Source organism: Kribbella sp. (genome assembly GCF_035655035.1).
Classification (GTDB): Bacteria; Actinomycetota; Actinomycetes; order Propionibacteriales; family Kribbellaceae; genus Kribbella.
Genome location: NZ_DASRVN010000160.1, coordinates 1 through 13,302, shown reverse-complemented (window position 1 = coordinate 13,302; position 13,302 = coordinate 1). Strand labels below are relative to the sequence as shown.

13 protein-coding genes are annotated in these 13,302 nt (G+C 70.1%); 9 read left to right on the top strand and 4 right to left on the bottom strand.

Going from position 1 to position 13,302, the window contains the following annotated elements:
* Together VFF46_RS09425 and VFF46_RS09420 are read left to right on the top strand one after the other, a co-directional pair.
* Window positions 1-822 (top strand): hypothetical protein (locus VFF46_RS09425; RefSeq protein ID WP_325036665.1); only part of this gene is annotated, 822 nt, incomplete at its 5' end.
* A gap of 60 nt (window positions 823-882) precedes the next feature.
* On the top strand, window positions 883-1,701 hold the full coding sequence (locus VFF46_RS09420; RefSeq protein WP_325036664.1) for a siderophore-interacting protein: 819 nt from the start codon (window positions 883-885) through the stop codon (window positions 1,699-1,701).
* 32 nt (window positions 1,702-1,733) lie between these two features.
* On the opposite strand, the gene VFF46_RS09415 is transcribed toward VFF46_RS09420, so the two are convergent.
* A complete protein-coding gene (locus VFF46_RS09415; protein WP_325036663.1) occupies window positions 1,734-2,441 on the bottom strand; it encodes a hypothetical protein in 708 nt (235 codons plus the stop codon).
* 38 nt (window positions 2,442-2,479) lie between these two features.
* On the opposite strand from VFF46_RS09415, the gene VFF46_RS09410 reads away from it, so the two are divergent.
* From VFF46_RS09410 to VFF46_RS09390, 5 genes are all read left to right on the top strand, one after another.
* Window positions 2,480-3,379 carry an aminoglycoside phosphotransferase family protein gene (locus tag VFF46_RS09410; protein WP_414673048.1) on the top strand — a complete coding sequence of 300 codons (900 nt, stop codon included), beginning with the start codon at window positions 2,480-2,482 and terminating at the stop codon, window positions 3,377-3,379.
* A gap of 12 nt (window positions 3,380-3,391) precedes the next feature.
* Complete coding sequence (locus VFF46_RS09405; protein ID WP_325036661.1) at window positions 3,392-3,850, top strand: group II truncated hemoglobin; 459 nt, start codon at window positions 3,392-3,394, stop codon at window positions 3,848-3,850.
* 99 nt (window positions 3,851-3,949) lie between these two features.
* Entirely contained in the window at window positions 3,950-5,020 is a 1,071-nt protein-coding gene (locus VFF46_RS09400; protein ID WP_325036660.1) for a glycine betaine/L-proline ABC transporter ATP-binding protein, read from the top strand.
* Window positions 5,020-6,963, top strand: coding sequence for an ABC transporter permease subunit (locus VFF46_RS09395; protein ID WP_325036659.1), 1,944 nt, complete (start codon window positions 5,020-5,022; stop codon window positions 6,961-6,963). Before VFF46_RS09400 ends, VFF46_RS09395 begins: the two co-directional genes overlap by 1 nt.
* Window positions 6,960-7,925 (top strand): ABC transporter substrate-binding protein, encoded by a 966-nt coding sequence (locus VFF46_RS09390; RefSeq protein ID WP_325036658.1) that lies wholly within the window; start codon window positions 6,960-6,962, stop codon window positions 7,923-7,925. Before VFF46_RS09395 ends, VFF46_RS09390 begins: the two co-directional genes overlap by 4 nt.
* Here the strand turns inward: VFF46_RS09390 and VFF46_RS09385 are convergent.
* Entirely contained in the window at window positions 7,922-10,744 is a 2,823-nt protein-coding gene (locus tag VFF46_RS09385; RefSeq protein ID WP_325036657.1) for a BTAD domain-containing putative transcriptional regulator, read from the bottom strand. The two genes, VFF46_RS09390 and VFF46_RS09385, sit on opposite strands and share 4 nt — an antisense overlap.
* 42 nt (window positions 10,745-10,786) lie before the next feature.
* On the opposite strand from VFF46_RS09385, the gene VFF46_RS09380 reads away from it, so the two are divergent.
* On the top strand, window positions 10,787-11,644 hold the full coding sequence (locus VFF46_RS09380) for an NAD(P)-dependent oxidoreductase (protein WP_325036656.1): 858 nt from the start codon (window positions 10,787-10,789) through the stop codon (window positions 11,642-11,644).
* Here the strand turns inward: VFF46_RS09380 and VFF46_RS09375 are convergent.
* Window positions 11,631-11,864 carry a hypothetical protein gene (locus VFF46_RS09375; RefSeq protein ID WP_325036655.1) on the bottom strand — a complete coding sequence of 78 codons (234 nt, stop codon included), beginning with the start codon at window positions 11,862-11,864 and terminating at the stop codon, window positions 11,631-11,633. The genes VFF46_RS09380 and VFF46_RS09375 overlap by 14 nt on opposite strands.
* Before the next feature lie 176 nt (window positions 11,865-12,040).
* On the opposite strand from VFF46_RS09375, the gene VFF46_RS09370 reads away from it, so the two are divergent.
* Window positions 12,041-12,637: a ParA family protein gene (locus tag VFF46_RS09370; RefSeq protein ID WP_325036654.1), complete on the top strand. Its 597-nt coding sequence runs from the start codon at window positions 12,041-12,043 to the stop codon at window positions 12,635-12,637.
* Between the two features lie 4 nt (window positions 12,638-12,641).
* Here VFF46_RS09370 and VFF46_RS09365 read toward each other — a convergent pair.
* A partial coding sequence (locus tag VFF46_RS09365) for an ROK family protein (protein WP_325036653.1) occupies window positions 12,642-13,302 on the bottom strand: 661 nt, incomplete at its 5' end.

Sequence of the window (13,302 nt, the reverse complement as noted above, 5' to 3'; positions counted from 1 at the left end):
ATCCTGCAACGGACCGGCGGTTCCGGGATGGACGACTCCCTGTTGTCCACCAACCTCGTGCGCAACCAGTCCGCCGGCACCTGGACCGGTTCGGTGCTGATCCCGTCGACGGCGAACGGCACCTTCAAGGTGGCCGCCGTGATGACCGGCCCGTACAACCCGGGCAGCGGGAGCATGACCGACCCGACGCCGTACTCCGGGCAGACGATCGCGATCACCGGTACGCACCAGCCGAGGATCACCGCCTCGGTGACGCCGAAGGTGGTGCCGCGCAACCAGCCGTACTCGATCCGGTGGGCGGTCACCGACGCGCAGACCGGCAAGCCGTACGGGTCGCGGCTGCGGGTCGGGCTGACGAACGACAACGGCTGTGTCGAGTCGGTAGGACCCGGTTACAACTACCTGACCGACGTCAACGGCGTCGTCACGAAGTCGTACCCGGGCTCCCTGGGCGATTACCTCAACTGCCTCCTGCTTCCCGGCGACCCGGCCCCGATCGGATGGCTGTCGTTCTTCGTGGCCCGGCCGGTCACCAAGCCGACCGTGACCGCCGTACCGTCGCGGACCAGCGCGCCGGTCGGGACGATCGTGCCGGTCAACGGCGCGGTGCACACGGTGGCGGCCGGCTGCAAGGTGTACCTGCAGCGGCTGTACGGCGCGACGCAGTGGCGGACCGTCAGCATCGGGCAGGTCCGCTCGTCCGGGCGCTACACGGTGAACGCGCAACCGGCGTACAAGGGCAGCATCGCGTACCGGTCGTACGTCCCGGCCTGCAACTCGATCGCCGCCTCCAGCAAGGCGTTCTCCATCCGCGGGACCTAACCTGCTTGGGCGGATAGGTTAGGGTGACCTTACCTATCCGCCCGAGAGGAAAGTGGTCGCGTGCCCCCCGCACCCCGCCGTAACCGTGTCTGCAAGCGTGCCGTCGTCCGGCGCACCGAGCGGATCACGCCACACATGATCCGGGTCGTGCTGACCTCCGACGACTTCACCGGCAACGGCTGCACCGACGCGTACGTGAAGCTGCTGTTCGGCAAGGACGGCGTCGAGTACCCCGAGCCGCTGGACATGGGCGTGGTGCGGGAGACGTACCCGAGCGAGCAGTGGCCGACGATGCGCACGTACACCGTCCGCGGCTGGGACGAGGCGACTCGCGAGCTGACGATCGACTTCGTGTACCACGGCGACGAGGGGGTCGCGGGCCCGTGGGCGGCGTCGGCGCGGCCCGGTGACGTGCTGTGGTTCAACGGCCCCGGCGGGGCGTACACCCCGGACGAGACCGCCGACTGGCACCTCCTGGTCGGCGACGAGAGCGCACTGCCGGCGATCAGTGCGGCTGTCGAGCAACTGGCCCCCGGCGCGCGAGCCACGGTCTTCCTCGAGGTCGCGGACGAAACCGAGCAGCAGAAGCTCGACACCGCGGCCGAGGTCGACCTCCAGTGGTTCCACCGTACGGACGGCACCCGCGGCGATGCGCTGGTATCCGCCGTCGAGTCCCTCGACTTCCCACCCGGCACCCCGGACGTCTTCGTCCACGGCGAGGCGGGCTTCGTCTTCCGTATCCGCAAGAACCTCTTCCAGGACCGCGCCCTCCCCCGCGACCAGGTTTCGCTCTCCGGCTACTGGCGTCTCGGCACGAACGAGGACGGCTGGCAGGCCGAGAAGGCCGAGACCCGAAAGCGCGAGGAAGCCGCTTCCTAGCCCCGCTCGGACGACTGCCCGGACCGCGCCGGTCAGGGTTTGCGACGGGTCGTCAGGACGTCGATCAGGGTGCCGGCCTGGTTGGTGGGCAGGACCCAGTCCTCGCCGTTGGCCTGCAGGATGACGGCCGGGCCGGGGGTGGCGGTGGCGTGCGCGACGGTGATCGGGAACTTGAGGCGTTCGGCGCCCATCAGCGAGAACTCGTGGGTGCCGGTGATCGTGCTCAGCGGGTAGCTGCGGGACTGGTGGTCGGCGCGCGGGACCGGGTGCGACTGGATGGTGACCTTGTCGGCGTCGACGAGGACCGTGGCCAGCGGGATGCCGCGGAGACGGAAGACGAGTTCGTACGGCGTGCCGGCGAGCTCCGGGTCGAACGGGACGAGCAGCGCGCGGTCCGCCGTACGGGCGAGTGCGAGGCCCGCGACGAGGCCGACGATCAGTCCGGGCAGCGCGAGTACGGCGGGCCACCACACGCCGATCGCCAGCGGGAAGAGCGTCACCATCAAGCCGGTCAGCCCGCCGAACAACCCGGCCACGCCCGTCCACCAGCGCGGCTGGTACCGGTGCCGGCGGCGGAGGACGAACCCGAACACCAGCATCGCCACCGGTACGACGCAACCGATCCAGGCGGCCGCCTTACCGCGGGATGCGATCACCGCGACGACGACCAGCAGCAGCACCGGGATCCCCACGTACGCCGCCGCCACGATCCGCTGAACCCGCCGATGCCTGCTCTCCACGGGAAAACCCAAGCACATCACCCGGGCGAGCACCTACTGTGCATGGGGTGATCGAGATTCCCGCGAAGCTCATCCGGAACCACAGCGTCAAGGCGGCCGACTGGCTGGACAGCCTGCCGGGAGCTCTGGAGCGGTACGTCGGTGAGTGGGACCTGACGGTCGACGGCGACCTGCTGAGCGGCGAGGCGTCGCTGATCGTGCCCGTCGTACGCCGGGACGGGACCGCCGCGATGCTCAGGCTGCAGCGGGTCGACGAAGAGTCGGAGAGCGAGGCGCTGGCGCTGCGGACCTGGAACCACGACGACGTGGTCGAGGTACTCGAGGACGACCCGGCCACCTCCACGATCCTGCTGGAACGCCTCAAGCCCCGGACCCTCGATGATCTGCCCGACCACGTCGAGGCCACCCGAATCCTCGCCGAGCTCCTGAGCCGCCTGATGGTCGTCCCCGCGCCGCCAGGCGTCCGGACGCTCGCGGACATCGCGGCCGGCATGATCGACGACGCGCCCCGGATCATCCCCCTGCTGGCGGACCCGGCCGAGCGGGCGTTGACCTGGCGGTTCGTCGCGATGGTGAAGGAGTTGCTGCCGGAGCCCGGCGACCGGCTGCTGCACTGGGATCTGCACTACCTGAACGTGATGGCCGCGGAGCGGCGGCCGTGGCTGGCGATCGACCCGAAGCCGCTCGCCGGTGACCCTGCGTTCGAGCTGATGCCCGCGGTGTGGAACCGGTGGGACGACCTGGTGGCCACCGGTGACCTGCACCAGGCGATCCGGGACCGGTTCGATCTGATGCTGGAGGTGACCGGGATCGACCGGGAGCGGGCGCTCGGGTGGACCGCGGGGCGGATCCTGCAGAACATTCTCTGGTTCACCGAGGACGGCGACACCCGGATCGAGAACGAGCTCGCGGCGGTAGCCGATGCCCTCTTCTCGTGATTACATAATTACGTGACAACTCCGACGCTGTACGAATGGGCCGGCGGGCACGAGGCACTCCGCCGGTTGATCGACGTGTTCTACGACCAGGTGCTCGAGGACCCGATCCTGGCACCGGTCTTCGGCCGGATGAGCGAGAACCACCGCGAGCACGTGGCGATCTGGCTCGGCGAGGTGTTCCGCGGGCCGAGCCGCTACACCGACGAACTCGGCGGCTACCCGGCGATGCTGGCGCACCATCTGAACCTCGGCCTGACCGAGGAGCAGCGCTCCCGCTGGGCGGCGCTGATCGCCAAGAGCGCCGACCCGGCCGGCCTGCCGGACGACCCGGAGTTCCGCTCGGCGTTCGTCGCCTACATCGAGTGGGGCACCCGGATCGCCCTGTCCAACTCCCAGCCGGGAGCGACCCCACCCCCAGAGGCTCCGGTCCCGCACTGGGGCTGGGGCGAGGCACCGCCGTACCAGCCCTGACAGGAGTCGCGCCCCCGCAGGTTGGGTAGAGTCCCGGTTCACCTCGCCGCACCGAGCACCTCCTCGCTACGGCGCTGAATTACCAGACAGGACCTAGGTGTGACCGCTCAGCTCGAGTACCCCGACGTAGAGGATTCCGGCGCGCTGCTGTCCGTGCAGGGGCTGTGGAAAGTGTTCGGCCCGAAGGCGCAGCGCGTGCCGCACCGGCCCGATCTGGCGGCGCTGGACCGGGCGGAGCTGTCCGCGAGGACCGGCTGTACGGCGGCGGTCCGCGACCTGAGCTTCAACGTGGCGCCGGGTGAGGTGTTCGTCGTGATGGGGCTGTCCGGGTCCGGCAAGTCGACGCTGGTGCGCTGCCTGACCCGGCTGATCGAGCCGACCGCCGGGCGGCTCACGTTCGAGGGCGAGGATCTGCGCGCGGCCGACGAGAAGCGGCTGCGCGCACTCCGCCGGAGCAAGTTCTCGATGGTGTTCCAGCACTTCGGCCTGCTCCCGCACCGCAAGGTGATCGACAACGTCTCGTACGGCCTCGAGATCCGCGGCGAGAGCCGGCCCGACCGCCGTCGGCGCGCCCAGGAGGTCATCGACCTGGTCGGCCTGGCCGGCAACGAGCACCTGTACCCGGAGCAGCTGTCCGGCGGCATGCAGCAGCGGGTCGGCCTGGCGCGGGCGCTCGCGAACGATCCCGACGTCCTGCTGTTCGACGAGCCGTTCTCCGCGCTCGACCCGCTGATCCGGCGGGAGATGCAGACCGAGGTGGTACGGCTGCACCGCGAGGTCGGCAAGACGATGGTGTTCGTCACCCACGACCTGTCCGAGGCGCTGAAGCTCGGCGACCGGATCCTGCTGATGCGCGACGGCGCGGCGGTCCAGCTCGGGACCGGCGACGAGCTGGTCGGTGCGCCGGCCGACGACTACGTCCGCGAGTTCGTCCGCGACGTACCGCGGGCCGACGTCCTCACGCTCCGCTGGATCGCCCGCGATCCGCACCCTGGTGAGCCGCTGGACGGTCCAGAGCTCGGCCCCGACGTACTGGTCCGGGACGCGACCCGCCTCGTGCTGGAGGCGGACCGCCCGGTCAAGGTTGTGGACAACGGCACGGTACTCGGCGTCATCGGCGACGAGGAGATCCTCGCGGTCGTCGCGCCGCCTGAAGACACCACCGCCTGATGGCCGCGATCACGAGCAACGTGGAGGTCGAGGTACGTCGGCCTCGCCGCAGCGTGGTCGTCGGCGTACTACTGGTCGTCTGGGTCGCGGCGTACTTCGTGCTGCGCGGGATCGACACGCTCGTGCTCGGCGGCCAGGACACGACCGCGCTGCACCGGTGGCTGACCGAGCACCGTGACGATGTCGGTCAGGGCAACGGGTTCTTCGGCGCGATCCGGGTCGCCGTCGACCAGATCGTGGTGCTGCTGCAGGACGTGATCTCGCAGCCGTCGTTCGACCGCCCGGTCCCGGTGATCGGCTGGCTGGGCGTGATCGCGATCGCGGCGTACTGCGCCTGGGCCTTCGGCAACTGGAAGGTCGCCGTACTGACGGCCGCCGGGCTCGGGTTCGTCGGGCTGCAGGGGTTGTGGCAGCAGAGCATGGACACGCTCGCGCTGACGATCGCGGCGGTGCTGCTGTCGTTGCTGGTCGCGATCCCGCTCGGGATCTGGGCGGGGCTGTCCGATCGCGCGTTCAAGGTCGCGACGCTGATCCTCGACCTGATGCAGACGCTGCCGACGTTCGTGTACCTCGCGCCGCTGACGCTGTTCTTCGCGATCGGCCCGGCCGCGGCGACGATCGCCACGCTGATCTACGCGGCGCCGCCCGCGGTCCGGCTGACCGCGCACGCGATCCGCTCGGTGCCGCCGGAGAGCGTCGAGGCGGCCCGTTCGCTCGGCTCGACCGGCGGTCAGACGCTGCTCAAGGTACTGCTGCCGATGTCGCGCTCGACCGTCGTGGTCGGCATCAACCAGACGATCATGGCGGCGCTGTCGATGGTGACCGTGGCCGCGCTCATCGACGCGCCGGGCCTCGGCCAGACCGTGCTGAAGGCGCTGCAGACGCTGGACGTGGGGGTCGCGTTCAACGCCGGCCTCGCGATCGTCGTACTGGCGATCGTCCTCGACCGGGTGACGACGGCGGCCGGCGATCGACCCTGGCGGACGGCGAGTGTGCGGCGGAAGGTGCTGCTCGGCGCGGGCGCTGTCGGCGTACTGGTGGCGGTGTGGTTCTCGCGGACCTACGTGTGGGCGGCCGAGTTCCCGGAGGTGGAGGTGGGCTCGCGGATCGCGGCGGTCACCTCGGACGTGACGAACTGGGTGCAGGACGTCTTCGGCGGGTTCACGTACGGCGTGCGCGACGTGGTGACCAACGCGCTGCTGAATCCGCTCGAGGGATTGCTGACCGGATCGCCGTGGTGGCTCGTGTCGGTCGTGGTCGTCGCGCTCGCCTTCGTGCTCGGCGGCTGGCGAGGCGCCGTACCGGCGGCGGTATGCCTGGGTCTGCTGGTGGCGACCGGCGTGTGGCACGACAGCATGGTCACGCTCGCGTCGACCCTGCTCGCGACGGTCGTGGTCGTCGCCGTCGGACTGACGCTCGGCGTCTGGGCCGGGCGGAACCGGCGGGTCGACATCTGGATCCGGCCGGTGCTGGACGCCGGCCAGACGATGCCGCCGTTCGTGTACCTGGTGCCGTTTCTCGCGTTGTTCGGCACCAGCCGGTTCACCGCGATCGCGGCCGCGGTGGTGTACGCGGTCCCGGTCACCACCAAGATCGTTGCCGACGGCATCAAGGCGGTCCCGGTCGCGACCGTCGAGGCGGCGAACTCGGTCGGCTCCAGCAGCTGGCAGGTGATCAGCAAGGTGCAGCTGCCGGTGGCCCGGCGGGCGATCACGCTCGCGGTCAACCAGGGGCTGATCTACGTACTCTCGATGGTCGTCGTCGGCGGGCTGGTCGGCGCGGGCGCGCTCGGGTACGACGTGTCCGCGGGCTTCGCGCAGAGCGACCTGTACGGCAAGGGCCTCGCGGCCGGTCTGGCGATTGTGCTTCTGGGGGTGTTGCTCGATCGGGTGACACAGGCGGCGGCCCGCCGTACCCACAACTACGAAGGAGACAAGCGGTGAAGAGACTCCGGTACGCCGGTGTGCTGACGGCGGTCGCGCTCGCCATCACGACGACAGCGGGATGTGGTGGCCAGAAGGTCGGTGCGGACAAGCCGGCCGGCGGTGGCAAGGAGTGCGGCTCGTTCAACCTGACCGTCAGCCCGTGGGTCGGGTACGCGGCGAACGCGGCCGTGGTGTCGTACGTGGCGACCAAGGACCTCGGCTGCAAGGTCGTGGAGAAGAACCTGGCCGAGCAGGTCGCCTGGCAGGGCTTCGCCACCGGCGAGGTGGACGTGAACCTGGAGAACTGGGGCCACGAGGACCTGAAGAAGAAGTACATCACCGACGACAAGGTCGCGGTCGAGGCCGGCTCCACCGGGGTGAAGGGCGTGATCGGCTGGTACGTGCCGCCGTGGATGGCCGCCAAGTACCCGGACATCACCGACTGGAAGAACCTGAACAAGTACGCCGCCCTGTTCAAGACGTCGGAGTCCGGCGGCAAGGGGCAGTTGCTCGACGGCGACCCGTCGTACGTGACCAACGACGAAGCGCTGGTGAAGAACCTGTCGCTGAACTACAAGGTCGTGCAGAGCGGCAGCGAGACCGCGCTGATCCAGGCGTTCCGGGACGCGGAGAAGAACAAGAAGCCGCTGCTCGCGTACTTCTACGAGCCGCAGTGGTTCTTCAACGAGGTCAAGCTGGTGAAGATCAACCTGCCCGCGTACAAGCCCGGCTGCGACGCGGTCCCGGCGAAGGTCGCCTGCGACTACCCGCCGTACGACCTGGACAAGATCGTCTCGAAGAAGTTCGCCGACTCCGGCAGCCCGGCGTACGACCTGGTGAAGAACTTCAAGTGGACCAACGAGGACCAGAACACGGTCGCCCGGATGATCGCGGTCGACAAACTGACCCCGGACCAGGCCGCGGAGAAGTGGGTCAAGGACAACCAGTCCAAGGTCAACGCCTGGCTCGGACGGTCCTAACGCTTCTCTCGCTGCGCTCGGGCAATAGCTCTTTCCACATCGAACCGCTCGGCCGGCGGCAGCGGTACGCCGACCTGCTGACGGAGGGCTTCCGCCTCGGCGAGAAGCTCCAGGGCGCGGCCGGGATCCTCGGCCGCGCCGGCCAGCCCTTCGAGGGCCAACGCGATCGCCCGGCCGTCACCGATCCGGCGGGCGAGCTCGAGACCGCGTTCGTGCAGCGTCCGGGCGGTCGCGAGGTCGCCCCGCTGTTCGGCGATGAAACCCAGCTGGTTGTTGATGAACCCGATCCCGGGCGTCCCGCCGATCTGCTCGAGCCAGCGGAGCCACTTGGTGAAGTGCCGCTCGGCGTCGTCGAGGCGGCCCTGCCGGCGCGCGGACAGCCCGAGCCCGACCTCGGCGTACTCCTCGGCGGACTTGTTCGACTGCTCGACCGCCAGCCGGCGGGCCTGCTCGTGCAGCTCGTCGGCGCGCGCGTGGTCGCCGGTCAGCAGCGCGATCCGGCCGAGTCCCGCGGTCCGGAACGACACCTCAGTCCACAGCCCGAGGTCCTTCGCGTGCCGGACCGCGTCCTCCAGGTACGTCGTGGCGGTCGGGTAGTCGCCGCTGATCTCGGCGGCCACGATCAGCCCGTACTTCGCCTGCAGCCGTCCCCAGTCGTCGTCGAGTTCGTCGAACAGCTCCAGGCTGCGGCGGCTGTCCCGCTGCATCGCGCGCAGGTCCGCATGCACGATGTTGAGCTGCGCCCGGGTGCTCAGCGCGGCGGCCAGTCCCCACCGGTCGTTCCGCTCGGTGAACAGGTCGATGGCCCGGTCGATGCGCTGCATGAGTACGACGGGGTCGCCGTACGCCCAGCGGGTCATCGTGAGGAACCAGAGCGCGTGCGGGTCGTCGCCGACCGCCGCCAGCGCGCGGTCACCCACCGCGGCGACATTGGTGCCCCGGGCATCGGTTGCGGTCATACCGGCCAGCCAGACGGCGGCCTGCGCGCGGAGGGCGGGCGGCTGGCCGGGGAGGTCGAGCGCGGCGGCCAGGGTACGGCGGGCCTCGCCGTAGCGGCCGCGGAGGTACCAGTACCAGGCGAGCGCGTCGGCCAGCTCCAGCGACGGCGGAAGGAGCCGGAAGTTTGCCGCTTCCTGGTCGAGGCGCTGCAGCCACTCGCACTGACGTTCACCGCGCAACTCGGCCTGCTGTGCGAGCGTGAGGTAGTAGGTGGCGTGCCTTTGTCGCAGGGCTGCCTCCTCACCGGCCTCGGTCAGCCGCTCGAGGCTGTACGCCGCTATGGACTCCAGCAGGCGGTAACGGCCGGCTGTTGCGACCACGAGCGACTTGTCGACGAGTGCCAGCAGGACGTGCTCCGGTAGCTCGCTGACCTGGGCAGCCGCCTCCAGGGAGAACGTGCCGGCGTGTACTGCGAGTCGCCGGAGCAGCTGGCGCTCGTCGTCGGCCAGCAAGTCCCAGCTCCAGTCGATGGTGGCGCGGAGCGTTCGCTGGCGTTCCGGGCCGGCCTTGCCGCCGGACAGCAACCGGAAACGGTCATCGAGGCGCTCTGCGAGTCCTTGAACGCCGAGCGCGCGAACGCGGGTCGCGGCCAGTTCCAGTGCGAGCGGGATCCCGTCGAGGCGCTCGCAGATCGCGCTCACGTCCTCGGTGACGCCAGCCCGTGCCTTGAACAGCTCGGCCGCAGCCGCTGGTGTCAGTGGCGGTACCTCGACCACCTGCTCGCCGGGCACACCCAGCGCTTCACGACTCGTCGCCAGTACTCGAACCCCAGGCGCCGCCGACAGCAGGCGCTGCACGAGGTCCGCCAGCTCCAGGTGCTCGCAGTTGTCCAGGATCAGCAGAATCTGCCGGGTCCGCAGCGAATCGATCAGCCGCGGGAGCAGGTCACCCGACTCGTCCCGGAACTCCAGAGCGGCGGCCAACGCCTCGAGTACGTCGTCCGCCCGCAACGGCGCGAGCTCCACGAGCCGCGCGCCACCGATGCCCCGGCCCACCTCCACGGCCAGCCGGGTCTTCCCGACCCCACCCGGCCCGACCAACGTGACCAGCCGGTTGGCACCGAGCTGCTGCCGCACAGCGGCCAGCGTCTCCGCTCGGCCGATCAACGGATTGAGCGGCGCCGGCAGAGCCGCGGGATGCTGGAGGGACGGGTCGTGGCGAAGGATCGCCTGGTGCAGGGCCGCCAGTTCGGGGCCGGGGTCGGCGCCGAGCTCCGTGGACAAGGCTTCGCGTAGCTCGGCGTATGCGCGCAGCGCCTCGTGCTGGCGTCCCGCGCGGTAGAGCGCCCTGAGGTGTACGGCGTGCAGCCGTTCGTCGAGGGGGCGTTGCCGGACAAGCTCGGTCGTCCGCGGCAGGACGCCGTCGCCGTGCTCGAGCGCGGTCAGGTACAGCTCCTCCAGGTGCTCGCGTGCGGCGCGGGCGAACTCGTGGTCCTGGACATCGACGTACGGCCGACCTCGCCACAGCTCGAGCGCTTCCCGCGGGCGACCGGCCCGTACGTACCCCTCGAAGATGTTGCTGTCGACATCCTCCGCGTCCAGCGTGTATCCGGCCGGACCGTGCCGTACGAGGGCCCGCGCGCCGACCTCCGCTCGCTCCAGCGCCGACCGCAGTTGGGAGACCCGCGCCTGCAGCGTCCCGGTCGGGTTCCGTGGCGGGCGCGACCCCCACAGGTCCTCGATCAGCCGGTCCGCGCTGACCGGCGTACCCGCGTTCGCCAGCAGGTCCAGGAGCAGCATCCGGACCTTCGTGTCGGGTACGGCGACCGGTTCGCCGGCGTCCGTCCGCACGAGCAGCGGACCGAGCACCCCGAAGTACATACCCGTAGTAAACCCGTAGCGCGTTCTTCCAGCATCGGCTGCATGAGTTCACGAGAAGCAGTGACAGTGATCGGGCTCGGCGCGATGGGGTCCACGATGGCCAGGACGTACGTCGCCGCCGGGCACCCGACCACCGTCTGGAACCGGACGCCCGGCAAGGCGGACGGGCTGGGCGCGGTGCCGGCAGCGACCGCGGCCGAGGCGGTGGCGGCCAGTACGGTGGTGGTGATCAGCCAGGTCGATTATCCGGCGATGTTCGAGTCGCTGGCGGACGCGGATCTGCAGGGACGTGTGCTGGTCAACCTCAGCTCCGACAGCCCCGAGCGCTTGCGGGTCGCGTCGACGTGGGCCGCCGAGCGTGGCGGCACGCTGGTGACCGGCGGCATCATGGTGCCGCCGCCGGGGATCGGGCAGCCCGGGTCGTACGCGTTCTACGCCGGCCCCGCGGAGGCGGTCGACGCTCACCGCGCCACGCTGGAGGTTCTTGGCCGCGTCGAACACGTCGGCACCGACCCCGGTCTGGCGATGCTCTACTACCAGGCCATGCTGAACATCTTCTGGAGCACGCTGATCAGCTACTTCTACTCCGCGTCCCTGGTCGGCAGCGCCGAGCAGTTGCGGCCGTACGTCGCGACCATGCTTGCCGACCTGACCCAGGAAGGCCCGATGGGCTTCCTGCGCATCCTGACCACGCAGCTCGAATCGGGCGAGTATCCAGGCGCTGAGAACAACCTGCACATGCAGGCGGTCGGCTCCGAGCACATGGTCCAGGCCTTCACCGAAGCGGGTCTCGACGCGACCGTGCCGGGCGCAGTGGCCGAGCTGTTCGCGCGTGCCGACGCGGCCGGGTTCGGAGCCGACGGGTTCGCCGCCCTCGTGGAGATGGTCAGGAAGCCGTAGTCAGCTTGCACTGGCCGTCGACGCAGTCGCGCTGGAGTTTGCCGCGGGAGATCGTTTCGATCAGGCCGATGACCCAACAGGTCGGGCAGCCCCGGAAGGCTACGACGGTTACCGGCAGGAGCAGGAGGCTCCACGGGCCGGCGGCCGGGATGAGGACGACGACGCTGCAGGTGCCGAGCAGGACGACCGCGGTGGCGGCCGCGACGACGATCCAGGTCATGGGGTGCTCCTTCATCGGGTGCGATTTCAGGAGTAAGAGGCGGCGTACCGCGGAAAGGATTCGCGGGTGAAGCTGGGTTGAGCTTGTGCACACGGGCCGGGGGCAACTATCACGATCTCGGCGGGCAACGCCGACGACACGCCGGATTTCGGACAGAACCGGGTAAGTTCGTGCCCATGATCATCGTGACAGCTGCACTGAAGGGCGGGGTCGGTAAGACAACCACGTCGGTGTACTTGGCCGCGCTGGCATCTTCCAACCGTCGCACATCCACCCTGATCGACGCCGATCCGCAGGGGAGCGCCGCGGACTGGATCGCGGACTCCGTGGACGGCCAACTGTCCAGGGTCGAGATCGCCGAGGCGCCGACCGAGCGCCTGCTGAACAAGGCGCTGGACAAGGTCCCGCCGGAGGGCATCGGCATCGTCGACATGCCGCCGTCCCACGAGCGGCTGCTGAACAAGGCCCTCGAACGCGCCCGGATCGTGGTCATCCCGACCCGCGTCGGCGGCGTCGAGACCCCGCGGGTGAAGGCCGTGCTGGAGCTCGTCCCGGACGACGTGCCGGCCGGTCTGGTGATCTGCTCGGCGCGGACGTACACCCGCTCCTACCAGGAGGCGATGCAGCTGTACGCCGCCGAGAACATCCCGGTCTGGGGCACGATCCCGGAACGCGTCTCGATCACGGCCGGCCCCACCGGCCCGCTCGCCTCCGACGGCCTCGAGTCCTACAAGAAGGTCTGGCGCAAGATCCTCGCCGCCGCCCGCACCTAGGCGCTCAACGCTGGAGCGGCGGTTCGCCTCGGACGTAGGAGCGGATCACGGTGGCCGCCGCGCCACGGGCCCAGTCGTCGAAGGTGTGCGAGCGTAGTACCAGCCGGCAGTCCCCGGCGGCGCCGAACGCGTGCTCGGCGAACGCGCGCCGCATCCGCTCCTCGTACAGGTCGTACTCCGCGACGCCCTCGCCGGCGATCATCACCAGCTCAGGCCCGACCAGGTTCACCATCGCGGCCAGCGCGGCGCCGATCACCTCACCGGCCCGGTCGAACGCCTCGCGGGCCTGCTGGTTCCCGTCGTGCGCCAGCTCGACCGCCCCGGCCAGATCCAGGTCGGGCCGCCCGGTCCGCTCCCGCGTCCGGGCCAGGATCGCGTCCGACGACGCGACGGTCTCGACACAGCCCCGCCGGCCGCAGGTACACACCAGGTCACCCGGCGCCAGCGGCAGATGGCCGAGCTCGCCGGACACGCCGTACGCGCCGGAGACCACCTCGCCGTTGATGTAGAGCCCGCAGCCGATCCCCGAGCCGATCGTCACCACGGCGAACGAGTCCGCGTTCACCCCGGCGCCGAACCAGTGCTCGGCGACGGTCAGCGCGCGGACGTCGTTCGACACCAGGATCGGTACCCGGACCCGCTTGCCGAGCAGCTCCGCGACCGGG